Source organism: Sporosarcina sp. ANT_H38, assembly GCF_008369195.1.
In the GTDB taxonomy this organism is placed as follows: domain Bacteria; phylum Bacillota; class Bacilli; order Bacillales_A; family Planococcaceae; genus Sporosarcina.
On record NZ_VOBC01000001.1, the window covers coordinates 1,642,143 to 1,668,337 of the forward strand.

A 26,195-nucleotide genomic window follows, 5' to 3' on the forward strand; every position below is an offset into this window, starting at 1 on the left:
CCGGTCAATAGAATTGAGTTATTTTTGTAAATCCGGTCTTAACTTAACTGCATTTTTTTGATAAATATGTTTTACATCACATTGCAGAATATCAGTATTCACATGCATAAGCGCTCTGATGCATAATGGCATTGCCCCAGGCACGTCCATCTCATGCGTACACATAACCGGGACGTACATCCAACCATCAATCGATCTAACTGCTTTTGCAGGAAAAGTCGATTTGATGTCCGTCGTCGTAGAGATTAGTACCGAGATGATCTCCCCAGGCAACACACTGTTCTCTTTCGCCATTTCTTCAACCAATGCTTGTGTCGCTTCAAGAACGGCTTGTTCTTCGTCATTCTCGACTGTCGTTGCTCCCCTTAATCCTCTTACCATCATTTCGCCCCATCCCCTTTCGTTCTTTGTCTCAATTGATTGAATGCTTGTTCACACTGTACTTTTGACAGTTCTTTTACATAGGGTTTTCCGATACCATCAAGTAAAACAAAATTCAGTTTTCCAAAAGAGACTTTTTTATCTTTTTCCATATAATTTATAAATACATCGAATTCATGTTCATGAACCGGTTGGAATGTATAGCCATGCGTATTTGCAAATTGGATGAAACGATTTGTCAACTCTGCACCAACTGCGCCATGGCTTTCACTTAAGATAAGGCTGTATGCCATACCAATCATAACTGACTCCCCGTGGCTTAAACCGCCGAATCCACAAACACCTTCCACTGCGTGGCCAAATGTGTGACCGAAATTCAAAAACTTACGAGTTGAATTTTCGAATTCATCCTCTGAAACAATTTTCGCTTTAACTTCGATTCCTCGTAGCAGTTCGCTTGATAACCACTCTATGCTCGGTTGAGAAAAAGAAGGGTTAGACAGTAACTCATGCGTCCAGTCAACATCCGAAATAAGTGCGTGTTTCAACAATTCCGCCATGCCCGATCTGATTTCTCTCGGCGGAAGCGATACAAAGAGCTCCGTGTTAAATAGAACTCCGATTGGCTGATGAAAAGAGCCGACCATATTTTTCCCTTCCGGCATATTGATTGCCGTTTTGCCTCCCACTGCACTGTCATGCGCCAAGATTGTTGTTGGGCATTGCAAGTATCTTATACCTCTCATGAATGTCGCAGCAACGAACCCAGTGAGATCACCGCATGCGCCTCCACCAAATGCGATAAGAAGGGAATCTCTTGTGAATTTTTCATTCAACAAAAAAGATAAGCAATCAACGTACACAGCGGATGTTTTACAGTTTTCTCCAGCAGGGACTGTTTTCACACTAATTTCACAGTTTACAGACTCCAATGCCTTCTGTAGCAGTGGCAAATAGACAGCTGCTACCCGTTCATCCGCAATGATTGCGATACGGTCGACAGTTCCTAGAAGTTCAGCATATTCTGTGGCAAATAGCTTGTACGTATCTTGACCTATATGGACGTTATATTGATGATCCCGGACAGCAACCGTAAGTTTCCCCATATTAAAACTCCTTTACATACTGTCTATATTCTTCAATATCCTTTTTAAGGCCGTCCATTGTGTCCGAACGGAATTCTTCCATGATGGCTTTTGCCATTTCAGTTGCAATGACATGTTCTGCTACAACAGAAGCTGCAGGTACCGCACAAGGGTCCGAACGTTCGATAGTTGCAACAAACGGTTCTTTCGTATCAATATCGACACTCTCAAGCGGTTTGTACAAGGTAGGGATAGGTTTCATAACGCCCCTGACTACAATCGGCATACCCGTAGTCATTCCACCTTCAAGGCCACCCAAGCGATTCGATTTACGGAAATAGCCTTGTTCTTCGCTCCAAACGATTTCATCATGCACTTTACTGCCTGGCATTTTTGCCATTTCAAATCCGAGTCCAATTTCAACACCTTTAAACGCATTGATGCTCATCATCGCTCCGGCAAGTTTACCGTCCATCTTCCGATCAAATTGAACATAACTCCCAATACCAGGTGGACATCCTTCAATGATTACCTCTACGACGCCTCCAACTGTATCTCCACGGCCTTTTGCGTCATCAATGGCTTGGACCATCAATTTCGAAGCCTCAGGGTCTGCACAGTAGACAGGGTCGTTCTCGATGATGTTGCGGAGCTCTTCTGTCCCTTTTCCTGCATATGTATCTGGATTTGTTGTGAATCCTCCGATTTCTGTTACATGTGCGACTGTTTCGATACCGAGTTCGCGAAGGAACTGTTTTGCGACCGCGCCGATTGCTACACGCATTGTTGTCTCACGTGCGGACGATCGTTCTAGGACATTGCGCAGATCCCGATGACCGTATTTCATACCGCCCACAAGATCTGCATGCCCTGGTCTTGGACGCGTTATTTGTCGTTTCACATCTTCTGGCTTAACATCATCTGCTAGAGGTTCCACCCCCATAATCGATGTCCAATGTTTCCAATCATCGTTAACAACCGTCAACGTAACCGGGGAACCAAGTGTTTTACCATGACGGACACCTGACGAGATGACAACCTGATCTTTTTCTATTTGCATGCGTCTTCCACGTCCATGTCCACCTTGACGTCTCGAGAGTTCCCCATTTATCATTTCGGCAGTCAATTCCATTTGGGCAGGCAGCCCTTCAATGATTGCTGTTAATTGCGGGCCATGTGATTCACCGGCTGTGAAATACCTCATTCCATTTCCTCCTCCGACGAATGGTTTAACATTCGTTTTATAGCACTCTACCAAAGTAATATGCTTTTGACTATATGTTTATATGAAAAATATCCGGAAAGATATCCGGATATTTTAAATTTTCCTATAAAAGAATGTATCTTCTGATTCTAAACCGTATTTTGAAGGATTAAAAATCTGCTCTGTACTTCCTACAAAAAGTATTCCACCCGGCTTCAGCGACTTGGAAAAGTTTGTATAAATCCTATCCTTTGCTTCTTCAGTAAAGTAAATCATCACATTTCTGCAGACAATTAAATCGAATCCCGTATCGTATCGATCTTCCAGCAAATTTTGCTGCTTAAAAGTTACAGTTCGCTTGATTTCATCTTTCACTTGATAAAAATGACCTTCATTGATAAAGTGCTGCTTCACAATTGGTGCAGGCACTTCCTTCAAAGCTCTTTCAGGATATAAACCGACTTTCGCCCGTTCAATAACACCTAAATCGAGATCCGTTGCCAAGATTGAAATATCACGAAGTGGCATAAGTGATGACAAAACCAGTGCGAGAGAGTAAGGTTCTTCACCCGTGGAACAAGCAGCACTCCAAATCTTGAGTTTTTTGTTTTGAACAAGGAGCTTAGGGAAAATCTTTTTTTCCAGTACGTCCCATCGCTGAGCGTTACGGTAAAATTCGGAAACGTTGATTGTCATCCGATCGAGAAATTCCTCTAGCAGTGCCTTGTCATTATGTATAGCTTCATAATATTCGATAAAGTTCCGATATCCTCTTTTCTCATAAAGAGAAGTAAGTCTTCTTTTCATCTGCGCTTCTTTATAAAGTGACAAATCGATACCTGTCTTTTTTTTAATTTTCCCAATAAACATAGCGTAATCCGGCATTACGAGCACCCCCGTCCATATATTCTTACTATTATAACGGATTGGAGTTAATATCGGTATAAAAAAAACAGCCATGCGAAATTCGCACGGCTGTTTAGGGTGATTAGTTGATCCAGTTGTTCATTGATTTGTCATAAGTTACGAGCTCTTCTTCCTTGAAGAAAAGACCGATTTCACGAACAGCTGATTCTGGAGCATCTGAACCGTGAATGATGTTTTTGCCAACAGTAACAGCGAAGTCACCGCGGATTGTTCCAGGTGCAGATTCTTTCGGGTTCGTTGCGCCTGTCATTAGACGACCAACTGAGATGACGTTTTCGCCTTCCCATACCATTGCGAAAACAGGACCTGAAGTGATGAAGTCAACAAGCTCGCCGAAAAAAGGACGCTCTTTATGTTCGCCATAGTGTTGCTCAGCAAGTTCTTGTGAAATTGTCATAAGCTTAGCGCCTACAAGTTGGAAACCTTTACTTTCAAAACGACCAACGATTTCACCGATTAGATTACGTTGAACGCCGTCTGGTTTAACCATTAAAAATGTTCTTTCCATATTTAACACTCCTTCTTATATATGTATCAGGATTTCTCCTTTTCGATCGTACCACCCGATGCCTGATTTTTCAACTGTTAATGCATTAATACTTACGTCTGCCTATAAAAGCAGAAATTTGCATAAATGCCTTTTTAGCATTGGCATCGCCATCAGGCAACGCACTTATTTCATTCATCGCTTTTTGCAAATACAAATCGCTCACCGCTTGCGCCTTCTGAATGGCTTCTGTACCACGAATATAGGTCAACATTTCTTCACGGTCTGATTCCGTTAAAGTCCCGTCAAATGACCTCTTCATAAAAGGTTGAAAATTCACATCGTCTTTAATGTATAGGATGGGCAACGTCAGGTGACCATTCAATAAGTCACTGCCTGCCGGTTTTCCAAGTTCTTCATCCGTCGATGTAATGTCAAGAATGTCATCGATAATTTGAAAAGCCATGCCAGCAAAATAACCAAAACGACGCAATTTCCTTACATTTGCTGGGTCCGCTCCTGAAACAAGAGCGCCGAGTTCACAACTGGATGACAGAAGAAGTGCGGTCTTTCGTTTAATGCGGCGCAAATAATCCCGAATCGTCTGATTGATTTTTCGCTGATGATCAATCTGGATGATTTCACCCTTACAAATTTCAAGCATAGTTTCTGCAAGAAGCTGATGAACGGCAGGAATTTCAATCTCGCCTATCGATGTAAGTGCACGTGAAAAGATGAAGTCCCCCGTATACATTGCAATTCGGTTATCCCAGCGTGCCCTCACAGTTTCAAGGCCACGACGCATATCTGAATCATCGATAACATCATCATGAACAAGAGATGCCATGTGGACAAGCTCAAGTGAGACAGCAACCTTTGCTACATCCTCCAGCGAATAGTTGCCAAACTTGGAAGACAGGATAACAAAAATAGGTCGAATCCTTTTTCCACCCGCACGAAGCAGATGAAGTGATGCTTGCCGAATGATGGGGGAAGATGAATTGAGGGATCGTTCAAGTTCCTTTTCTATATAAGCAAGATCCTTTCGGAAATCACCATAAAGCGACAATAACTTCAATTTCTCCAAAACGATTACCTTCCCCTGCTGTCTTTATTGTTTATATCCGACGTGGCCAGCCGCTGCGCCACCACTGTACGACTTAAAGGACACTCCATTGAAGCCAGCTTCCGTGAATAGCTGGGCAAGTTGTTTCATCCCTGGGAAATCATCTGCCGATTCTTGAAGCCATGAATATTCTTTGTAACTCTTCGCAAAAACCTTTCCAAGAAGAGGCATTATAAATTTGAAATAAAATCGGAATAACTGCCTGTAGCCTGGAAGTTCAGATTGAGAAGTTTCTAGACATGCAATCATTGCACCTGGCTTTAAGACACGGTTCATTTCTTTCAAAACCGCTAAATAATCCGGAACGTTTCGCAAACCGAAACCAATTGTAACAAAATCAAACGAATCGTCTGGGAACGGTAATTCCATCGCATTCCCTTGTACAAGTGTGATGTTTGGATGTGCTGCAACTTTCGGTCGGCCGGCTTCTAGCATCCCATCGCTGAAGTCGAGACCAGTAACACGCCCTGTAGCACCTGTAGCCTCTGCAATGGCGATTGTCCAATCTGCAGTTCCACAACATACGTCCAGAGCACTGGCGCCTTTGTGAACGTTCATACGTGACATGATGTCATCACGCCATTTCTTATGTTGGTTGAAACTGATTACGGAATTCATCTTGTCGTAATCGACGGATATTTTTTCGAAAACGGTATGGACTTTCTGTTCTTTAGATAATGACAAGAGTTATACCTCTTTTCTTTAATTCAGTTTTCCAAGTAACGGCATCGCCAAGTCACGGATGTTTTGCTGTAAAAAAGGCTGAAGGTAATCAGCTGCATCAAGCGCTTTCCGCATTTCGGCATGAAGAAGAAAAATTGCATGATCCGCATCAGCTGCATTTATCGCACGGCGAGAATGTTTACCCGAATTAGAATTGAAATCAGCATTCGCTTCATCAAACCATAAAAGTGACAATGTTGCACTTGCAAGTGGGACGTACTGTGCAAAACCGAATGTATATAAAAAATCAGTTATACATCCCGCTTCGATGATCCTAACTGCTTCTATCAATTTTTCAGGACCACCAGGTAATTGATGTTGAAAAATTGTCTTCATCTCATTTATTTGCCCGATTTTTTCTGACAATGAACGGATGAAACCGAATTCAGGAAGAGATGCGAGAAGTCTGTAATGGACTCCACTGAAATAATCTCCCGACAAAACAGTAAGTTGTTGTTGTTTTGATGTAGCATCAATTACATTAATCGAATCATGGGCATCAAAAGCAGCATGAACAGCACCGACTGCGATTGCTGCAGTATTTAAACGATTGTTCCACCTTTCCCCGTTCAACATTGGCAACAGGAGTATAAAGGCTTTTACAGTATCGATTGTTATTCGACCGACATCCCTATCCACGATTGGCTCGCGAATTGATTTCTCTACTTCACTTATATAATTATCTATATGCAGTTTAATTTTTTGGGTTTCCATCGTCGAATCTCCATTCAAAGACGTCTACGGAAAAGTGTGTCAATCGCGAATTAGCCTTTCCCTTCGCTTGACAAGACACCGTATGCGGTATGAACGTCAGCTTTACCACGTATTTTCATTGCTGACGTATGATCAGTAAATTGTGCGATCATCACTTCACCACAGTCTAATTTTTCCGTATGATGAAACTTCGTGTCGTTTCCTCGTGTCAGACCGATTACGTTCACGCCGTCTTCTTTCGCTTTTATAACGATATAGTCGGTTTGTGTCATTTTCACTTCTCCTGTCTATTCTTTTATGGTCTTATCATATCATAGAAAAGGCGTTACCCGCAAAGGCTTCAAGACATCTTGATAAGTGATAGGATCTCAGCCCGTTTCACATCATCCTGTTCGTAAATACCTCGCGCGACCGTGGTTACTGTCTTTGCACCGGGTTTCTTTATTCCGCGCATTGTCATACACATATGTTCCGCTTCGATTACTACATATACACCGATTGGATTTAGCATTTCCATCATGGCTTCCGCAATTGTTGATGTGATGCGTTCCTGAAGCTGTGGCCTTCTGGCAGTTGTTTCGACAGCTCTCGCTAATTTACTTAAACCTGCAACTACTCCGTCACGCGGTATGTATGCAATATGCGCATTTCCAAAAAATGGCACAAGGTGATGTTCACACATCGAATAAAACGGTATATCCTTTACAAGTACGACTTCATCGTGATTTTCATGAAATACTGTTTTAAAATAGTCTTTAGGATCTTTATTTAAACCTTCAAATACTTCGGCGTACATCTTTGCGACACGCTTCGGAGTATCTAACAGCCCCTCACGCTCGGGATCTTCACCGACTGCTTCAAGAATCATTAAAACTGCCTTTTCTATTTTTTCATAATCGACAACATTCATCATTCGAAACCTCCCCAATCGGAAATAAAGCTATTCCAACAAAAATAGTAGCATACTCGCCCATTTCCGTACAGTTCGTTCACTCTATATTTAAACGATAAGATCAAAATGTAAAGAAGTCCGCCCCAAGCATCTAAATGAATCAGATGCGACGGACGGACTTCTATGTAAATTCGAGGATTATTTTACCGCGTCTTTAAGCGCTTTACCTGCTTTGAAAGCTGGTACCTTGCTTGCAGCGATATCGATCTCTTCCCCAGATTGCGGGTTACGTCCTTTACGAGCTGCGCGCTCACGCACTTCGAAGTTACCGAAACCGATCAATTGTACTTTCTCACCACTTGCAAGAGTAGATTGGATCGTATCGAATACAGCTTCGACAGCTTTTGTAGCATCTTTCTTAGTTAGTTCTGCTGCTTCAGCTACAGAGGTAATCAATTCTGTTTTATTCACACCATTCACCTCCTCTCAAAGGGCATTAGCTAGCTTCTAATACTGTAAAAAGAGTATCACAAGAAAAACCTAGACGCAAGAATATTATCGCGTAATTGCTAATATCATGCTCTTTTTACACGAAAAACAGAAAAAGATCCGCTTTTGACGGATCTTTTTCCTTTATACGATAAATGTAATCATGCCTTTATTTCCATCGTTCACCATCTGTTCAATCGTCTCCCGAAGACGTTTTCTTGCTTTCATCGGAACGGAAGCTGTTTTGAATCGGATGCTTTCTTTCATAACTTCATGGAGCGGTGTTCCGAAAAGCTGTGTTTCCCATAAAGCCTTTCTGTCATGCAGATAAGCATTCTTCAATTCCTTTAATAGATGATGGCTATGAAATTCGGAGCCAATTAATGGAGAAAATTCGGCTTCCATATCAACCCGTATAATGTGAAGCGACGGTGCTGTCGCTTTCATGCGAACGCCGAAAAAGTTATTCTGCTTAATCAGTTCTGGTGCAGAAGGATTGAAATCTTCAATTGTCGGAAGAGCGACACCATAGCCTTGTTTCCTAGCTGTATCAATTGCTTCTGAGTACATATCGTAAGATTTTTTCGCTTTGGCCGCATCTTGAACAAACAACAACCAATCTTTTTTCGAACCGATTTCCTGTCCCATAATCCCTTCACAAATTTCACGGAAAGCCTGTTCGTCCATAGAGATTTTCACGATTGCTTTCCCTTTACCAGCATCTACTTCTATAACTTCTGCTTGCTTAACATATTTTTCGTCTTTTAATCTCTCTGCAAGTTCCTGCACTTCACGGATTTTTGATACGCCCAGAAACCCTTCGTTAATTACCCTGTCGATGTTAGCATTCAGTTCATGTTCACTTCCAAGTACGTCCATCCAATCCGGTTTTTGGATGTCAATATCAGAAATCGGAAATTCGTATAATGCTTCTTTTAAAATGAGTTGAATTTCCTGTGCGTTTAACTGATCAGCACTTATCGCAATGACAGGCACCCCATATCTTTCATGTAGCTCTCGTTTTAATGCGACTGTCCTGTCATTTGCCGGCATTTTAGAATTCAGAACAATGACAAAAGGCTTGCCAATATCTTTTAACTTATTCACAATTTCTACTTCAGCAACTTCTGCTGCAGATCGCGGAATATTATTTACCGTTCCATCCGTCGTTACAAGAATACCAATCGTAGAATGATCACGAATCACCTTATCCGTTCCAATACGCGCCGCTTCTTCAAACGGTATTGGTTCGTTGTGCCATGGCGTGTGAACCAATTTCGGGCCATTCTCATCTTCATAGCCCTTTACGCCGTCTATAACATAGCCAACGCAATCTGCAAGCCTGATTTGAAACTTCAACTCACCATCCCCTACAGATACCGAAGTCCCTTGGGCTGGCACGAATTTCGGTTCTGATGTCATGATAACTGAGCCTGGTGAACTCTGAGGAAGCTCATCCTGCGCACGAATCCGATCCGATGCTTCCGTCATATTTGGAATAACGACTTCTTCCATAACTCTTTTAACGAACGTAGATTTCCCTACACGAACAGGACCGACAACACCAATATAAATATCACCGTCTGTACGTCTAGCCAGATTTTCATATAATTCCTCTTTCATTCTATCGTCCTCCTTTAGATGCGCATATTAGTTTATGAAAAAAAAAAACGTTTCATGCACGTGGCATGAAACGTTTTTATTTTGATTTATTCATGAAGATTGGTTCGTTCTTGTCATTCACTGTGTAGGGTAATGAATAGGCCGGTAAAACGGGATAGTTATCCGTCAATAGGTACCGGATATCCTCCCCTTCTTTAGCTTCCTGGTTCTTTTCTTGCAACATCCTGTTTAAATCAATCGAATAATCGATGTAAAAAATACCATCTCCACCGATAACAATCGGTAAGACTGCATCTGAATATGGACTAGGGACCGTCAGTGGCTCTTTAAAGCCCATTGCGTCGAAATCGACAGCATAGACATTGTCACCCACGGACTCCTTGAATGGAGCACGACCATTGATGTTTTTTCTTAGATTCAAATCACGAATGCTTTCCGCCGAGCGCAAGTCAACAAGTTTTACGGTTGGATTTGCTTCAACGTCTATCAACACATATTGATAGATGCCGCCTGTTTCGTAGGCATTGGAAGGTATTTTTTCCGTATATGCCGGTACAACTTTGGAGAATTCGATGGGATATTTGATGTACATATCGGTTTCAAGTTCACGCGTTTTGATGGGCAATAGCCCTCCTGAATCTTGTTGATAAGCGTCAACTGCTTTTTGCATTGATTCTAACTGATCCGCATATGGGATTTCCAGTTCAGTTGTTTTTTCGGATGGGTACATGCATCCAGATAGAACAAAAGATGCAATGAGGAATAGCCCGATTCTTTTTACTGACTTAATCATCATGCCCCTCCTGTTGGCCCATTGAATACGAGATAAATCATCGCGAAAAATGAGAAAATTAGTAAAGAATAGGCTATTATAGCAAACGCAAATTTTAATACTTTGTTTTGAAGCTTATGCCGACTCACATAAATAAGACCCATGGAAATAACCATGAATCCCATTGCATAGAACGACAGCCACATTTTATCCATCGAGGACAAAAAAAGTCCCCCTTTCGTATATTAAAAGTTAGCGGTTGCCGAAGAGATCCTCGATTTCCTGCTTCTTCATACGGTTCATAAGTTGGTCGACAGCTTGTTTCGGCGGTACATTTTCAAACAGTATGGAGTACAGTGCCTCTGTGAGCGGCATAGAGACTCCGTGCTGGGCTGCTAGCTGATGTGCAGCTTTAGCTGTCCGGACACCCTCAATGACCATCCCCATGCCTGACACGACCTCATCTAAGCTCTTACCTTTACCAAGCATGTTACCAGCTTTCCAATTACGTGAAAGTACACTCGTACATGTGACAATCAGATCTCCGAGTCCTGTCAAACCTGAAAATGTAAGTGGATTCGCATCCATCTTCACACCGAGTCTTGAAATCTCTGCTAATCCGCGCGTTATTAGCGCAGCTTTTGCGTTATCACCGTATCCTAGACCATCAGATATACCAGCTGCCAAGGCAATAACATTTTTTAGTGCAGCTCCGATTTCCACACCCACTATATCGGGATTTGTATAAACACGGAAATAATTATTCATAAATAAATCCTGAACTTTTTCTGCCGCATCCAAATCTAGTGATGCAGCCGTCACTGTCGTCGGATGACGCAAAACAACTTCTTCCGCATGGCTCGGTCCTGAGAGAACGACTATAGCCGATACTTTTGAGGTATCTAGCTCTTCCGCAATCATTTCAGAAATCCTCTTCAATGAATCCGGTTCAATTCCTTTGGATACATGGACAATCAATTTAGAACTGATTGCCATTTCATTCAATTCGGCGCAAACACCGCGAATCGCTTTTGTTGGAACAGCGATGATGACGGTACCGCCATGCATCGCTGCTTTTTCCAAGTCTGATGTCGCTTTCAAATTAGCGGGTAAAGAAATACCCGGTAAATAAGAATTATTTGTATTTTTTTCATTGATTTCATCTGACTGATCAGAACGCCTTGCCCAGAGTAAACAGTCATGACCATTTTCAGCCAGAACAAAAGCAATTGCTGTCCCCCAGCTTCCTGCGCCTATAACAGTTACTTTTTCCATTTTATACAGACACCCTTTCTACTGTAACAACGGTTAGCTTCTCGCGCGCGTAATAATCCTGATTGGAGTTCCTTCGAAGCCAAATGACTCCCGAAGTCGGTTTTGTAAAAAGCGCTCATAAGAGAAATGCATGATTTCTACATCGTTCACAAAGACAACGAAAGTTGGTGGTTTGACAGCCACTTGCGTAGCGTAGTAAATACGCAGTCTACGTCCTTTATTATTAGGTGCAGGATTTCTTGCTACAGCATCTTCTATTACTTCGTTCAAGACACTCGATTGGATACGAAGTGAATGGTTCTCACTAACTAACTTAACTTTTTCAAACAACGTATTAACACGCTGTTTCGTTTTTGCCGAAACAAAAGAAATCGGTGCATAGTCAAGGAATAGGAAATTATCACGGATATCCGCAATAAATTTATTCATCGTCTTATCATCTTTTACGACAGCATCCCACTTGTTAACAACAAACATGACGCCTTTTCCAGCATCTTCTGCATAGCCAGCGATTCGCTTGTCCATTTCACGGATGCCTTCTTCTCCATTTATAACGATGAGAACGACATCGGAACGGTCAATCGCTTTTAGTGCACGAAGAACAGCATATTTCTCTACATTTTCATAGACTTTCCCTTTTTTGCGCATTCCGGCTGTATCAATAATCTTATACTTCTGTCCTTCATATTCATAAGCCGTATCAATAGCGTCAATTGTTGTTCCAGGTATATCACTAACGATAACTCGTTCTTCGCCTAAAAATGCATTAACGAGTGATGATTTCCCTACATTTGGTCTACCTATCAACGAAAAACGGATGACATCATCTTCTACTTCTTCATCTCCTGGTTCCGGAAAATCATTCGCTACTGCATCAAGCAAATCTCCAAGACCTAGACCATGTGCACCAGAAATCGGATAAGGTTCTCCGAATCCTAGGGAATAGAAATCATAAATCATGTCACGCATATCTGGATTATCAACTTTATTTACAGCAAGTACGACAGGTTTTTTCGTTTTGTACAGTATTTTGGCAACTTGTTCATCAGCATCAGTTACCCCTTCACGGCCATTTACAAGAAAAATGATAACGTCCGCTTCGTCAATTGCAATCTCTGCTTGTAATCGGATTTGCTCAAGAAATGGCTCGTCTCCAATATCGATTCCGCCTGTATCAATAAGGTTGAATTCGTGTGCAAGCCAATCTGCGGAGCTATAAATGCGGTCACGGGTAACGCCTGAAACGTCTTCTACAATTGAAATACGTTCACCAACGATTCGGTTAAATATTGTCGATTTCCCGACGTTCGGCCTACCGACTATCGCTACTGTTGGTTTATTCATAATCTAACATCCTTCCAGCTTATCTTCGTCATATTATACACAAAAAAAGAAGATGATGCCCATAAAAGCATCATCTTCCATGTAAGTAATCGTTCATAATGTTCACACATTTTCGATTCAGACTTCAAATTCATATTCATACATGCATTTTCAATTGAGCTACTTAGTCTTTATTTGAAAATTTCTTTAGCTGATCTCCAATAACATCGCCCAATGAAAACCCTGATGCTTCAGGCATCTCGTAATTTTCATAAGAATTATTGTCTTCTTTTTCAATAAGATCTTTAATACTTAAAGATAAACGTTTATCTTGAGTATTGACCTCCAACACTTTCACATTGATTTTTTGCCCTTCTTGCAATACTTCATGCGGAGTACCGATGTGCTGATGGGAAATACGTGAAATATGGACGAGGCCTTCGACACCAGGGAATACCTCGACAAACGCACCATATGAAACGAGACGTTTCACAGTCCCTTCAAACTTCGACCCTTTAGGAGCTTTCTCTTCGATTCCTTCCCAAGGTCCGGATAATGTATCTTTGATGGAAAGTGAAATTCGTTCGGAATCACGGTCGATTGATAATATTTTCACATTCACTTTTTCGCCTTCTTTTAAGACATCTGTTACTTTCTCAATGTGATCATGGGACAATTGAGAAATATGAACAAGCCCGTCAACACCACCAATATCTACAAACGCACCGAATGATGCTATACGTTGAACAGTCCCTTTAAGCACTTCGCCTTCTTTAAGGTTATCCAATACTTCCCCTTTTTGCGATGCCTTCTCTTCTTGAATAACTGCACGGTGAGAAAGTATTAACCGATTTTTTTCTTTATCCATTTCAACAATTTTAAACGTCATCATACGACCTTTATATTCTTCAAACGTTTCAACGAAATAATCTTCGACAAGTGATGCCGGAATGAAGCCGCGTACGCCAAGGTCAACAACTAGTCCGCCTTTAACAACGTCTTTTACTTCCGTTTCGATTGTTTCTTTATTATTGTATTTCTCTTCCAGGGAACCCCATGCATCTTCCGCATCGACTTTTCGTTTTGATAGGACATAATTATCATCTTCCACTTTCATAACAATCAGTTCAAGGACATTTCCTACCGCTACTACATCTTCAGCTTTTTCGATGTGAAGGCTCGATAGTTCACTGATTGGAATGACACCATCAAATGGAGCACCATCAATTTCAACCGTCACAGACTTTTCTTCGATTTTAGTCACTTTCCCGGTAACGCGGTCACCTTCATTGTAGATGTTCACTGTTTCCAAGTTCATGTCTTCAGTCATTATGTAGTCTCCCTTCATAAAGAATTCTAATTCTATATTATGCGAATCTATTCATAATAACAAAAATTTGCCCTCATTTTGTTCATTTATTTTGTTCAATTAGTTTTTGTATTTCACTCATGATGACCTCTGTCACATCTTCAGCTGAAGTACGATTTTCGCGATAAGACGACATATCGAGCGGTTTCCCATAGACAACTTTCAATCTTTTAAATGCTTTATAAGGCCCGATAATCGCACAAGGAACTACCACCGCATCGCCCTTCAGCGCGAAGAAGCCAGCACCCGCAAGCCCTTTGCCAAGTTCACCTGTCTTACTTCTAGTCCCTTCCGGAAACATCCCGACAACTTTACCTGACTTAAGAATTTTCAATGTATTGCGGAATGCTTCCCTATCGCTCATGCCACGTTTCACAGGAAAGGCATTAACTTTCGGAAGAATACTTTTTAATATCGGCATTTTAAACAACTCTTCTTTAGCCATGAAATGAACAGGCCTTGGACTAGTAATTCCGACAACCGGAGGATCGACATTGTCAATATGATTCGCGCAGAGAAGGACACCCCCTTCTTTCGGGAAATTCTCTGCACCAATTACTTTAATACGATATAACGGATAAAAGACTGCGCTGCTGAGCAATTTACCTAGTGGATATAAATTCATAAGTTCATCCTCTTTTCTGCAAGCCCACTAATTATTTCCGCCACATCTGCAATTGACATCGAAGTCGTATCGATATGAATGGCATCTTCAGCTTGTCTAAGTGGAGACACTTCTCTTTCACTATCCGCACGATCACGTTCAGCAATTTCAGCTTTTAATTGTTCAAGTGATGTTATGAAGCCACGCTTTTCGTTTTCTATGTGACGTCTCATTGCTCTTTCCTCAACAGAAGCCGTCATGAAAATCTTTAGTTCTGCATTCGGCAGTACAGCTGTCCCGATATCGCGACCATCCATTACAACGCCTGCACCTTTTGCCAAGTCTCGCTGTTTATCGACCATTAACTGTCGAACACCCATATGAGTAGCGACGGAAGATACATTAGCAGTCACCAATTGCGAACGGATGTCTTCAGTGACATCTTTACCATCCACAATGACCGCTTGACCTTTAACAGACGGCATAAGAATGATCTCCGTTTCTTCCAATAACTTTTCAAGTTCAATTCCATCACTAGTATCTATGTTGTGAACAAGCGCCTTATGCGTAAGTGCACGATACATAGCACCTGTATCGATATACGTATAGCCCAATTTTTCAGCTGTGATTTTAGCAATTGTACTTTTTCCTGCTGCAGCAGGACCATCAATTGCAATTTTTATCCCTATTACCATTTCATCTACCTCCGTAGTCAATTCGAAAACATTGTATCACAAGAAAAGCGTAAGCGCCTTGGTTAGCTTGCGAAGGACATAGAGAAAGAACCGGAAGCCGTTCTTTGGCTTTTGGGTATTTCCTGTTTTCCAAAGTGAGCTAGGCGCTGGAAACTGGACAATTGAAAAGAGGAAAGCCCCTTTCACGTGGACTTTCCCCTACTAAATTCTATTTAATATCTCTCATTTGCAACTGCCGCTCAAAACAGAATCGAATAACGTATTGACGTTCAACCTGATTGATCGCCTCAAATTGAAGTGAAGCAATTATTCTTCCATCTTTTTCCCAAATTCTAATAACCCGTGCATCAGCTTTGACATATTTAATTTCATGATTCATGAAAGGCAGCACGATTGTCAATGATAATATCTCATCCACTTTGAATGCATCTCGGTTAAGGAGATTTAGCGCGACACCGCCTGCGCTAAAATCTGCCGCCACATACTGGGTGAAACGTCCATCTTTCTCAACAGCAATATCGATTGCTGATTCCACCCTCACAAATTCACGTCGTTGAACCTTTATTAGCTGATCATCGCCAGGGTAGGATAATTTTATCATCGGAATTCCCTCATTAAGCCGACCACTCACTTCAGTCCGGAAAGCATAAGACATTTTCAAATTATCTATGAATGTTACGTTCAATTGTGTACCATCCATGAAAAATGCAGTACGCCCCGTTTCAATATGAGTTGGGTAGTCAATCATCACGAATCCGTCTCCTATATCAACTACTTTACTTTTGAACTTTTCGCTATCCTTTGTAAAGTCTTTATCGATAACAATAATCGTCCCAATCGAAAGTAGCATACCAAAACACCTACCATCCTTATGTCATATGGTCCCGCTTCACGCGTTACCGCCACGTGAAGCTTTTCATAAATACCATTATGTCACGATGGGATAGAAATTCCAATGACTATTTACTGTAGTTTTTCAGTTTTAATCACTTCAGAAGTCTCAGTGTCGACGATTATGGCGTATGTGCCTATTTGCCCATTTTCATCAATTGTTACCGTCAAGTAATGTGCTAATCTTTGCTCTAACCGATCATTCTCAACATATGCATACTCTTCTTTGACAATTTCGACTCCCGAGTGGAAAAACGTTTTCCAATCTTTTTTCGTTATCGGCTGACGGGCCGTCTTCTCTTTTCTAATATACTCGGAAGCATCTAGTCCTACGATACCTCCATTATCCTTGGCAATTTTCAAATGGATTACATCTGAAAATATTTTAGCTCCATACTCAGTTTCTACTCGGACATATACCATATGCCAAGCTGTATTATTTTCCCTTGCTTCTTCGTAAACAAGATCATTATATCCTGCTTCCTTTAAAAACGTTTCAGCTTTCTTTTTTAAATCCTCGAACGGAAGACTTTCTTTTCCAAATGGTCTTTCTGTAAGAAATGAAAGTACATGTCCGCCTTTTTCCGTAATGTCAATGTAACCAACCGACTCAGCTTCGGCAAAACGAATGTGATAAAACGGATAAGGAGAACCAGGTTTACTCATTTCTACACCGATTGTCTCATTAGACAATCCGGGAAACAATTTTTTAAATTGAGCAACGGCCTCCTCACGTGTTACTTTAGGATCCTCCATATTTTTCAAATCTTTTTTCTTCATGGAATCTGACTCACTTGCTGTCAGTGGAAAATCGCTCTCTGTATACTGCTTTACGCTAGTACCCATACCAGCCCAATCATGACCCGAATCAGCAACATCCATTCTCTTTTTCCAATCGTCTATCGATAAATTCCCACTCACCATACCCGATGTTGCAACTTGCCACTCATCCGCCATTGTGCGAAGGTTTTTAGAAGCCAATTTCATAACACGATGATATTCAACATTATCGTCTGCACGATCAGCTCCCTTCGCGTAGTTACCAAGACGTCCGAGATAATTTAACCATGATGTTGAAAAACTAGGGTCCAACGGTAATGTTGAAACTGAATTTTTAATATCGGAAGAAAGACGCCAAATGTCCTCACGCGCATTTGAGGAAGCATCCGTTTCATTGAACAATAACGTTTTCTTCACGGCAGTATCTAATTCTTCTAGTTTCGTCGACGCATCTGTCATATTATTGGCGTATTGTCCACTTAAAGCGATGGCAAGCTGTTTATTATCAGCTACTTTACCATAAGAAAAGATCGCCAGTGCTGCTATTGAGTACACGAGTAAAAAAATCATTTTTTTCATATCACTGCAGAATATTGTTGGAACTCAATTCACCTCCAACAATTCCCACCTTCCCTCCTTTATCACAAGTTTTCAATACTTTTCTGTAACGATTAATTAGCAAAAATATGCAATCCGATTTTTTTAATTTGTGGTCGCGACCAGATCCACTTGCTTGTCGCAGTAATAGGATTAAAATAGTAAATTGCATTTTCGGATGGGTCCCAGCCATTGATTGCATCGATAACAGCCTCTTTCGCCCGTTCGTTCGGCGTCAACCAAATTTGCCCGTCAGCAACAGCTGTAAAAGCAAGCGGTTGAAAAATAACCCCGCCAACTGTATCCGGGAAATCGGGATGTTCAACCCTATTCAAGATAACCGCTGCTACAGCAACTTGCCCTTCGTACGGTTCTCCTCGTGCCTCACCATAGACAGCGTTTGCCATTAACTTGAGATCCTGATCTGTATACTTGGCAGGCAATTGAACATCTTCTTTTTTACCCGCTCCTTGTTCTACTTGAGAGGCTAGTGGTTTACTGCCGTAATACGTGAACTTATTTCCTTTATTAATATTATCTTTTACGAATTTCTCATCATACTCTGATACACCCACCAATTTTTTGCGAGTTTTCAACCCTGCAATTCCGTCTACCGGAAGACCATACTTTTCCTGAAAATTGCGCAACGCCCAATAAGTTCCGTAGCCGAATGTTCCATCGATTGAACCTGTGTAATATCCGATATATTGAAGCCTCGATTGAAGCTCAATAACATCATCGCCATATGCGCCGCGTGCAATTTCCTGAGAACTGAATGCGTCTATTTTAATAGGTGAAATAGCATATGCAGATCCAAGTAGCATAACGAGTGTTAACATGCGGATGACCAGTTTTTTCAATTTGATTCCTCCTTTTTATATAGCTTGTCCAAAATATTAAATATTATTTACAAATAAAAAATGATCCAGCAAAAGCTGAATCACTTTGTTTTCGTTCGCGCTTTGCCTCGAAATTGCTGCATTGCGAACGTATGAGCATATTTAACTCTAGTTAAACCGAACCACCAAAGAAACAGCATGAAAGGAATAATTAGATAGAGCCACAAATCACCTATGGCAAGGATGCCATTATAAATGAAATGAAGACTGTATGGTGCAAGCACTGCTAAAAATAAGTAGTTTTTCACGTTTGCTTCTTCTGCAAATTTAGCACGACCGAAATAATAACCCATTACAACCCCGAATAATGCGTGACTGGAAACCGGCAATAACGCCCGAAGGAAAGCCGTATCAGCGCCAAACGCAAGAAGATAAATGATGTTTTCAACCGTCGCAAAACCTAAAGACACGCTGGCACCATATAGGATTCCGTCATAAGCATCTTCAAACTCAACATGCCGGTAAATGGCAAGCAGTAGAATGAGCCATTTAAAAAATTCCTCAAGTCCACTCGTAAAAATAACGTTTCGAATGAAATAATTAGAGAAGATACCTTCCTCTTCAAATACATGTTGGATAAACATTATTGGAAAAGTCATGATAGCGCCGTATATGAATGTATGGAATAATGTAAGTGATGGCTCTTTTGCAATCTGTTTTCTCAAATAAAAATAGCTAAAGAGCGCCAATCCCGGTGCAATCGCTACAGTGAACAATATGAACATCGGCAGGCCCCCATTCTGCTTTATTATAACATGAATACCCTTATACAGGAGGAACCTATTTGAAGAAAAACATTCTACTCATCCATACAGGTGGCACAATTTCAATGGAGCTGGATACAAAAACAGGCGGCGTCATTTTAAGCGCTGCGAATCCTCTCGCATTAGAAATTGATAACATTCAGCAATTTGCTACGATTACAGAAGTTGAAGCATTTAATTTACCGTCTCCCCACATAACGCCGGAAAAAATGCTTGAACTGGGAGCATTACTTACCGAGCACGTAAAAAAAGCTCACTTTGATGGTGTCGTCATAACACATGGCACAGACACACTTGAAGAGACCGCTTACTTCTTAGAACTCTCAACAAACTACGACATTCCCATCGTTCTAACCGGGGCGATGCGTTCTTCTAATGAAATCGGATCGGACGGTGTCTATAACCTTATGTCAGCCGTCAGGGTAGCCGCTGACGATGACGCAAACGGTAAAGGGGTACTAGTCGTGCTAAACGATGAAATCCACACAGCGACAAACGTGACGAAAACACATTCTAGTAGTGTATCCACTTTCCAAAGCCCGCAATACGGACCTATTGGCATCGTGACAAAGTCAGATATTCATTTTCATCATGCTCCATTATCTAGAAATTATCTGCCTGTCGAGTCCATTGGCAAAAAAGTGGCTATGTTTAAAATCTATGCAGGTATGGAATCCGACTTGCTCGTATCGATATCTTCGCTAGGCTATGATGGCGTTGTGCTTGAAGGACTTGGTCAAGGGAACGTGCCGCCTGATTTGGTCGTCGGTATCAGACGTCTCCTTTCTGAAGGTCTTCCAGTCATCTTAGTTTCTCGATGCTTCAACGGGATTGCACAGGATATTTATGCCTATGAAGGCGGAGGTAAGATGTTAAAAGATATGGGAGTGCGCTTTGAACATGGGCTCAGCGGTCAAAAAGCACGTTTAAAGCTATTGCTTGAACTGTGTTCAGTATGAAGATTTAGTCTACCTTAAAGGGCAAAAGAAATTTTCCTATTCAATTTGTCACAGATCATTTTAGGATAACTCGTTCAACGTATTCTAGATTTGAAACATAGGAGTGCAACTCTCCTACTCAAACGATGGCTAAAACCGCAATCGCTTTTTGGTAAACTATATTCAGCTTGATTAATACTACACTCACCAGGAATCCCTAATTCAAATCTTAACCACTGCACTTTACCTTCAATGTGAAACGGGAACTTATTTATTTGTAAAAATAGAAGTCCATATGTTTTTCATAGTACAAAGTTACATAATTCCCTAGTTACCAACAAAAAAGGCCACTCTCCCTCTGATTTGAATCACGTGGAAGAGTAGCCTTTTTTATTTTACGTTATTTGGTTTTGCTTCAATTGCACGGGCAATTATTTCACCATGAAATTTACCGTTTTCTATAAAAATCTCATTAGCATTATTTCCTGCAGCAATTACCCCTGCAATATATAGCCCTTCGACATTCGTTTCCATTGTTTCTTCGTCAAAAGAAGGACGACCACTTTCTACATCAATCGTAATGCCCATCTTTTTTAGAAAAGCATAGTCTGGATGATAACCAATCATCGCGAAGACATAATCATTTTCAATGTCGAACAATTCCCCAGCTATTTCAACCGTAACGGAAGAATCAGTGATTTTGACGACATCCGCATCAAAATGCATGGCTATTTCACCTCTTCTAACGAGACTATCGAATCCGGGTAAAATCCAGGGCTTAACACTTGGAGAATAATCGGAACCACGGTAAACAACCGAAACCAACGCACCAGCACGTTCCAATTCGAGAGCAGTATCGATTGAAGAGTTCTTCCCTCCAATAACAACGACTTTTTTTCTAAAAAAAGGATGTGCCTCTTCAAAGTAATGGAAGACGTTTGGAAGATCCTCCCCTTCAATACCAAGGTGATTTGGATTGTCGTAGTAGCCGGTCGCGATTACAACGTTTTTAGCCAAATACTCTTCTTTATCCGTCAAAATATGGAAGCCTGTGTTAACTTTTGTAACATCCTCTACCTTTTCAAAACTATTGATAGGAATCTCTTTCAATTCCGCAACTTTTCGATAATAAACAAGTGCATCATTCCGCTTCGGTTTGTCTATAGCTGTGATGAATGGAATATCCCCTATAGATAACTTTATGCTTGAACTGAAAAACGTCTGATGCGTGGGGTATTGATAAATTGAATTGACGATATTGCCTTTTTCGATAACAAGAATATCAAGACCCTGTTTTTGCAATTCGATTGCCGCTGACAGGCCACACGGACCTCCTCCTACCACAATTACATCTTTTTGTATCATTTTAGTCAAAACACTCCTTTACTACACTTTCCCCATAATTTATCTCGATGATATGACATTCCGGTGCTGCACCAAGCCTCAGTGGCAACGTAGACGTGCCATATCCATTACTGATAAGCTTTGCCCTACCATTCTCTAACCGGAACGTCCCTTTATCCTGCAGCCCGTATTTACCTAATCGGATTTGCCCGCCATGCGTATGCCCCGCAAGCATCAATCGAGGCTTATATAACTGCTCTACTTTCCTGAAAACTGAAGGCGTATGCGTAACCAAAATGAGATGCTCATACTGATCAACAAAACGGAGAGTCGCGTCGACATCAACATTACGACTTGAAGGATCATCCGTTCCCCCTATGCCCCAACACGTGTGCCCAGGAACAGCAACGCTTTCATTATCAAGTATTTTCCCGCCATGACGGGTAATAATTTCTCTTAATTCTTCTTCGCCAACTTCACGGTCATTATTGCCCCAAACAAAAAATAGCGGTCCCAATTGCGCTAACTTACGGATATTTTCAGCTACCCGCGTTAACGGTACACCTTTTTCGGCAAGATCGCCGCCAACGATGACCATATCGATTTCATGTGCAGATTGAACTTTCGCTAGCAACTTATCATCGATTTTACGCCGATGAATATCTGAAATAAAAAACACCGACAATCTTTTAGCGGCCTGATTGTCTGCCGAAACAGTCATGTTGTGGTAAATTACATTCCGCCTTCGCGCACTCACAAACATATATGTTAAAAATCCAATCATCAGTGAAACCGATGACCATATCATTTTATTAACCGTAACCATGCCCCACCTCTCATTAGAAAAAGGCAAAGAATCTATACTTCGCCTTTTTTCACACTACTATTCCTCAAGGAATGACAAGCTTCTGCCCAACCCTGATTTCGTTCGATGATAATCCATTCGCGCTTTTAATTTTAGCGACGCCGTCTCCGTTACCATAGTATTTCAGTGAAATACGATAAAGGTTTTCACTGCTGCCCACCGTATGTGCTTTCGCTTCTGGCTTGGGCTCCGGTTTTACTTCTGGTTTCACTTCTGGTTTTACTTCCGGTTTTACCTCTGGTTTAGATTCTACTTTTACTTCTGGTTTCGTCTCGGTTGGTGGATTGGTATTCACTGCAGGTTTAGATACTGTTTTATCCACAGTAGTTGTTTCAGTTTTCCCAGCACTCTTTTCGTCCTCTTTACTAGTTGCTTTCTTTTCACTGTCTTTATCAGCAACAGCGATGTTACCATCAGATTTCTCATTGTTCATTTCAAAAAGTGTGTCGGTGTCCCCGCCTTTTGCTGATGTACGATCACCTGGAGTATAAAAATCTGAAATAATGTAGACTAAAATGAGTACCGGAATAAGTGTGAATAATCCAAGAATAACATTAATCATCGTATGACTGGATTTCTTTTTAGATTTACGGCCTTTGCTATGCAATTCGCTACGCGATGGTAGCTTGCTAACTTCATGACCTTCGTCTAAACTGATTTCCTTCCTGTGCTCTTCAAATTCAGTCTTGTAATCATCATTTTTCATATCACATTCTCCTATCACATCAAGCTATTCTTTCATTATGACGAATTTTGTCACAAAAATCAAATACACCTTGGTGTATTTTCGCGAATGAAGAGGAATTATATTTCATTCCTCCCTGCTGGTCCTGTTGGTCTAAAGGCTTACCTCTGGTGTTTGAAGTTAAATAGACAACAGACCCGTCATCCAAGTAGCCTCGCAAGTCTTTCCTCCCAATCCATAATTCGTTTATCGAAAACGATTGGTTTTTGTTCATCAAGTTTTAGACCCTCCGCAATTCCACAAACTGAACAGCAGAACTTCGGTTTAACTCCACATGCTTCTCCGAAAAACCCTAAAATCTCTTCTCGAATACATCTTTCCGAATGAACCAGTCTAAGCATTATCTGTAGTTGTGCCTCTTTATCACGAATTAATTCATGCATCCGAATAACGACATCTTGAACTGACATCCGTTCGATGTAATAGTCTATGACACGTTTTCCTGTTTCGCTAATTCTTGCCAGTTCGGCAGCTTCAGCAGGCGGATAATTCTCTGCGAGAAGACTTTCATAGTGTTTGATTTCCCATTCTTGAGGAATATCATCTTGTATGATGAAGCGCGTTCTTCCTTCATCATCGGACGAAAAAAGCAACGTCGCAGCCGATAATTCACCATCACGTCCCGCACGACCTACTTCCTGAATGTAACTGGCGATAGCCTGAGGTACGTGTTCATGAATCACTTGACGTATATCGTCTTTATGTATACCCATTCCAAACGCATTTGTAGCACATATCCAACTTATTTCACCAGTTATAAATTGTTCTTGGATGAACGCACGATCTTCCTGCTCTTTACCAGCGTGATAAGATGCTACAGAGACGCCTTCGAGTTGAAGAAGGGCGGATAGATCATCAGCCCTTTTTCGCGATGCCACATAGATGATTCCTGGCCCCACAGTAGTTAGTACACGATTCTTAATCCAATCCGTTTTGACCATACCGTTATCGACTTTGACAACTGAATAAGAAATATTGGGGCGGTCTAGCGATTGCTTATGAATTGCAGGCATTTGAAGTTGCAGGTACCTGCAAATATCAGTCTTTACCTTATCATCCGCTGTTGCAGTAAGAGCCAGAATTCCTGGCCGATTCATTCCTTCGAAGAATTCTCCGAGTCGTAAATAGTCCGGTCTAAAATCAAATCCCCATTGTGAAATGCAATGTGCTTCATCGACAACGATTAAACCCAAATGAATGTTTCGAAGTTGAGTAGTCACATTTTGTTGTAACAGCATTTCAGGTGATATGAAAATGAATTTATAACGGTCTAATTCTCCCATTATCCTATTTTTCTCCGAATAAGAAAGAAATGAGTTTAATGCAACAACCCGTTTTTCGCCGTTCCTTTTCATGATCGCCACCTGGTCTTCCATCAAAGCGACAAGTGGTGAAACAATCAACACAGAACCTTTAAGAACATAGGCTGGCAATTGGTAACAAAGCGACTTCCCTATACCTGTAGGTAAAATGGCAATCGTGTCCTTGCCTGCAATCACATCGCGTATGACCTCTTCTTGACCTGTCCTAAATTTTTCAAAACCGAATTTTTCTTTTAATAGCTCATGAATACTCATTAGTTTCCCCCTCCAGTACGCGCACCTAAGATGAGACGGAGTTGAAAATAGGATAACATTTCAAATTCAGATTTTAGCAATCTAAGTCTACGAGTTCCTATTTGTTTCACTTTTCTAATGACCGCTTCGGCATCTTCCACAGAAACAAACTGTGTTAGGGGGAATTCTGAATCATTAATAGACATCTCTACAAAATGATCTTCAATTGTACTCTTTTTCAAGTTACGCGCTGTCACAATCTCCTCAAGAGAAAAACCACGATCGAAAAGCTGCTTCGTTTTTACAGAGGAGTCCGTCAAATACGTCGAAACCTTGACACTTTCAGCTAATTTTCGCAAAAAAGGTAAATCTGAGGACGGGATAATGACAGCAAGCAACATATGTAGACTTTCTATAAATAGTAGACGGATGTCGAACGGGTTTAGTTTCAACTCATCTGCTAACTGATCCCATGTCCAACCTGTCAGACCAAAACCACTTAGACGGTGAGTGATAATTGTTTTTTGACTTTCATCAATTCCACTTCGAGTAAGGCATAGCCGAAGTTCATCGCCTATACCTTTTGCAAATGCTGGATCATTGATTGGTTGATTATGTAGTAGCATTTTAACAAAAGACTGAATATCGCGGTCTTTTTGAGTAGGCATGAAAGACTTTTCCTTTGCTTTGAAATTCGAAACCGTCTGCACAGTGAGCGACAACCTTCCGAAGAAAATCATTTCCCGACCTCTATAATCCCAACCGTTAAATCGGTAGGGAGGTAATTTAACTGTCTCCAAGCGACCTTGTTCCGTCAGTTTGACAAATGAATCATCCATAGTTGATATGAAACCCCAATCACTTAATTGTTTAGCAGCCTCATCATATCGTACAGCGGATAATTTCGGTAAGATACCAAAAAATTCTTTTAAACCATAATATTCTACATCCTGAAGTGTTTGTCCCGATCGTTTGCCTCGTAATAGGTGAAGTCCAGCATAGATTGTTCGTTCACCGTCTATTCTGCTTATAATGGTTAATAGTATTGAATATAGATTCATTTTGAATTCCTCCGATTAACAAATGTTTTTTGTTGAAAACTCTTGTCAACATCATTAGAATGAAAG

29 protein-coding genes are annotated in these 26,195 nt (G+C 41.1%); 1 reads left to right on the forward strand and 28 read right to left on the reverse strand.

Going from position 1 to position 26,195, the window contains the following annotated elements; all coding sequences use genetic code 11:
- Positions 1-18 precede the first annotated feature (18 nt).
- From aroH to prsW, 23 genes are all read right to left on the reverse strand, one after another.
- A complete protein-coding gene (gene aroH, locus FQ087_RS07785) occupies positions 19-381 on the reverse strand; it encodes a chorismate mutase (RefSeq protein ID WP_149580803.1) in 363 nt (120 codons plus the stop codon).
- The gene (aroB, locus tag FQ087_RS07790) at positions 381-1,487 is read right to left on the reverse strand and encodes a 3-dehydroquinate synthase (RefSeq protein WP_149579903.1); all 1,107 of its coding nucleotides are present in this window, start codon (positions 1,485-1,487) and stop codon (positions 381-383) included. Before aroB ends, aroH begins: the two co-directional genes overlap by 1 nt.
- 1 nt (position 1,488) lies before the next feature.
- Complete coding sequence (gene aroC, locus FQ087_RS07795) at positions 1,489-2,670, reverse strand: chorismate synthase (RefSeq protein WP_149579904.1); 1,182 nt, start codon at positions 2,668-2,670, stop codon at positions 1,489-1,491.
- A 114-nt stretch (positions 2,671-2,784) separates the two neighbouring features.
- Positions 2,785-3,555, reverse strand: a complete 771-nt coding sequence (locus tag FQ087_RS07800) for a CheR family methyltransferase (protein WP_149579905.1) — start codon at positions 3,553-3,555, stop codon at positions 2,785-2,787.
- Positions 3,556-3,658: 103 nt separating this feature from the next.
- Positions 3,659-4,105, reverse strand: a complete 447-nt coding sequence (gene ndk, locus FQ087_RS07805) for a nucleoside-diphosphate kinase (RefSeq protein WP_067210372.1) — start codon at positions 4,103-4,105, stop codon at positions 3,659-3,661.
- Positions 4,106-4,190: 85 nt separating this feature from the next.
- Complete coding sequence (locus FQ087_RS07810; RefSeq protein WP_149579906.1) at positions 4,191-5,171, reverse strand: polyprenyl synthetase family protein; 981 nt, start codon at positions 5,169-5,171, stop codon at positions 4,191-4,193.
- 24 nt (positions 5,172-5,195) lie between these two features.
- Positions 5,196-5,894, reverse strand: coding sequence for a demethylmenaquinone methyltransferase (locus FQ087_RS07815; RefSeq protein ID WP_149579907.1), 699 nt, complete (start codon positions 5,892-5,894; stop codon positions 5,196-5,198).
- 18 nt (positions 5,895-5,912) lie between these two features.
- Entirely contained in the window at positions 5,913-6,647 is a 735-nt protein-coding gene (locus FQ087_RS07820; RefSeq protein ID WP_149579908.1) for a heptaprenyl diphosphate synthase component 1, read from the reverse strand.
- A 50-nt stretch (positions 6,648-6,697) separates the two neighbouring features.
- Entirely contained in the window at positions 6,698-6,919 is a 222-nt protein-coding gene (mtrB, locus tag FQ087_RS07825) for a trp RNA-binding attenuation protein MtrB (RefSeq protein WP_149579909.1), read from the reverse strand.
- A 68-nt stretch (positions 6,920-6,987) separates the two neighbouring features.
- Positions 6,988-7,557 (reverse strand): GTP cyclohydrolase I FolE, encoded by a 570-nt coding sequence (folE, locus tag FQ087_RS07830; RefSeq protein WP_149580804.1) that lies wholly within the window; start codon positions 7,555-7,557, stop codon positions 6,988-6,990.
- Positions 7,558-7,737: 180 nt separating this feature from the next.
- The gene (locus FQ087_RS07835; RefSeq protein WP_067210384.1) at positions 7,738-8,010 is read right to left on the reverse strand and encodes an HU family DNA-binding protein; all 273 of its coding nucleotides are present in this window, start codon (positions 8,008-8,010) and stop codon (positions 7,738-7,740) included.
- Positions 8,011-8,172: 162 nt separating this feature from the next.
- Positions 8,173-9,651 carry a stage IV sporulation protein A gene (gene spoIVA / locus FQ087_RS07840; protein ID WP_149579910.1) on the reverse strand — a complete coding sequence of 493 codons (1,479 nt, stop codon included), beginning with the start codon at positions 9,649-9,651 and terminating at the stop codon, positions 8,173-8,175.
- A 76-nt stretch (positions 9,652-9,727) separates the two neighbouring features.
- Complete coding sequence (locus FQ087_RS07845; RefSeq protein ID WP_149579911.1) at positions 9,728-10,444, reverse strand: hypothetical protein; 717 nt, start codon at positions 10,442-10,444, stop codon at positions 9,728-9,730.
- The gene (locus FQ087_RS07850) at positions 10,444-10,638 is read right to left on the reverse strand and encodes a DUF2768 domain-containing protein (RefSeq protein WP_370456069.1); all 195 of its coding nucleotides are present in this window, start codon (positions 10,636-10,638) and stop codon (positions 10,444-10,446) included. The genes FQ087_RS07845 and FQ087_RS07850 overlap by 1 nt, the downstream gene beginning before the upstream one ends.
- A gap of 37 nt (positions 10,639-10,675) precedes the next feature.
- Positions 10,676-11,698: an NAD(P)H-dependent glycerol-3-phosphate dehydrogenase gene (locus FQ087_RS07855; RefSeq protein ID WP_149579913.1), complete on the reverse strand. Its 1,023-nt coding sequence runs from the start codon at positions 11,696-11,698 to the stop codon at positions 10,676-10,678.
- A gap of 33 nt (positions 11,699-11,731) precedes the next feature.
- Positions 11,732-13,042, reverse strand: coding sequence for a ribosome biogenesis GTPase Der (gene der / locus FQ087_RS07860; RefSeq protein ID WP_149579914.1), 1,311 nt, complete (start codon positions 13,040-13,042; stop codon positions 11,732-11,734).
- 163 nt (positions 13,043-13,205) lie between these two features.
- Positions 13,206-14,351, reverse strand: coding sequence for a 30S ribosomal protein S1 (rpsA, locus tag FQ087_RS07865; RefSeq protein WP_149579915.1), 1,146 nt, complete (start codon positions 14,349-14,351; stop codon positions 13,206-13,208).
- 82 nt (positions 14,352-14,433) lie between these two features.
- Complete coding sequence (locus FQ087_RS07870) at positions 14,434-15,015, reverse strand: lysophospholipid acyltransferase family protein (RefSeq protein ID WP_149579916.1); 582 nt, start codon at positions 15,013-15,015, stop codon at positions 14,434-14,436.
- Positions 15,012-15,689 carry a (d)CMP kinase gene (gene cmk, locus FQ087_RS07875; protein ID WP_149579917.1) on the reverse strand — a complete coding sequence of 226 codons (678 nt, stop codon included), beginning with the start codon at positions 15,687-15,689 and terminating at the stop codon, positions 15,012-15,014. The genes FQ087_RS07870 and cmk overlap by 4 nt, the downstream gene beginning before the upstream one ends.
- A 208-nt stretch (positions 15,690-15,897) precedes the next feature.
- Positions 15,898-16,539 carry a flagellar brake protein gene (locus FQ087_RS07880; RefSeq protein WP_149579918.1) on the reverse strand — a complete coding sequence of 214 codons (642 nt, stop codon included), beginning with the start codon at positions 16,537-16,539 and terminating at the stop codon, positions 15,898-15,900.
- A gap of 113 nt (positions 16,540-16,652) precedes the next feature.
- Positions 16,653-17,930, reverse strand: a complete 1,278-nt coding sequence (locus FQ087_RS07885) for a PepSY1/2 domain-containing protein (RefSeq protein ID WP_188006672.1) — start codon at positions 17,928-17,930, stop codon at positions 16,653-16,655.
- 101 nt (positions 17,931-18,031) lie between these two features.
- Positions 18,032-18,796, reverse strand: a complete 765-nt coding sequence (gene sleB / locus FQ087_RS07890; protein ID WP_188006725.1) for a spore cortex-lytic enzyme — start codon at positions 18,794-18,796, stop codon at positions 18,032-18,034.
- Between the two features lie 101 nt (positions 18,797-18,897).
- Positions 18,898-19,581 carry a glutamic-type intramembrane protease PrsW gene (gene prsW / locus FQ087_RS07895; RefSeq protein ID WP_149579920.1) on the reverse strand — a complete coding sequence of 228 codons (684 nt, stop codon included), beginning with the start codon at positions 19,579-19,581 and terminating at the stop codon, positions 18,898-18,900.
- A 59-nt stretch (positions 19,582-19,640) separates the two neighbouring features.
- Here prsW and FQ087_RS07900 point away from each other — a divergent pair, with 59 nt between their 5' ends.
- Positions 19,641-20,579: an asparaginase gene (locus FQ087_RS07900; protein ID WP_149579921.1), complete on the forward strand. Its 939-nt coding sequence runs from the start codon at positions 19,641-19,643 to the stop codon at positions 20,577-20,579.
- Between the two features lie 369 nt (positions 20,580-20,948).
- Here FQ087_RS07900 and FQ087_RS07905 read toward each other — a convergent pair whose 3' ends face one another.
- The 5 genes from FQ087_RS07905 to FQ087_RS07925 form a co-directional block, all read right to left on the reverse strand.
- Entirely contained in the window at positions 20,949-21,923 is a 975-nt protein-coding gene (locus FQ087_RS07905) for a YpdA family putative bacillithiol disulfide reductase (protein WP_149579922.1), read from the reverse strand.
- A 1-nt stretch (position 21,924) separates the two neighbouring features.
- Positions 21,925-22,728: a metallophosphoesterase gene (locus tag FQ087_RS07910; RefSeq protein WP_149579923.1), complete on the reverse strand. Its 804-nt coding sequence runs from the start codon at positions 22,726-22,728 to the stop codon at positions 21,925-21,927.
- Between the two features lie 64 nt (positions 22,729-22,792).
- On the reverse strand, positions 22,793-23,473 hold the full coding sequence (locus tag FQ087_RS07915; RefSeq protein WP_149579924.1) for a LysM peptidoglycan-binding domain-containing protein: 681 nt from the start codon (positions 23,471-23,473) through the stop codon (positions 22,793-22,795).
- Positions 23,474-23,652: 179 nt separating this feature from the next.
- A complete protein-coding gene (locus FQ087_RS07920; RefSeq protein WP_149579925.1) occupies positions 23,653-25,089 on the reverse strand; it encodes a RecQ family ATP-dependent DNA helicase in 1,437 nt (478 codons plus the stop codon).
- The gene (locus FQ087_RS07925) at positions 25,089-26,129 is read right to left on the reverse strand and encodes a YpbB family protein (protein WP_149579926.1); all 1,041 of its coding nucleotides are present in this window, start codon (positions 26,127-26,129) and stop codon (positions 25,089-25,091) included. The genes FQ087_RS07920 and FQ087_RS07925 overlap by 1 nt, the downstream gene beginning before the upstream one ends.
- Positions 26,130-26,195 lie beyond the last annotated feature (66 nt).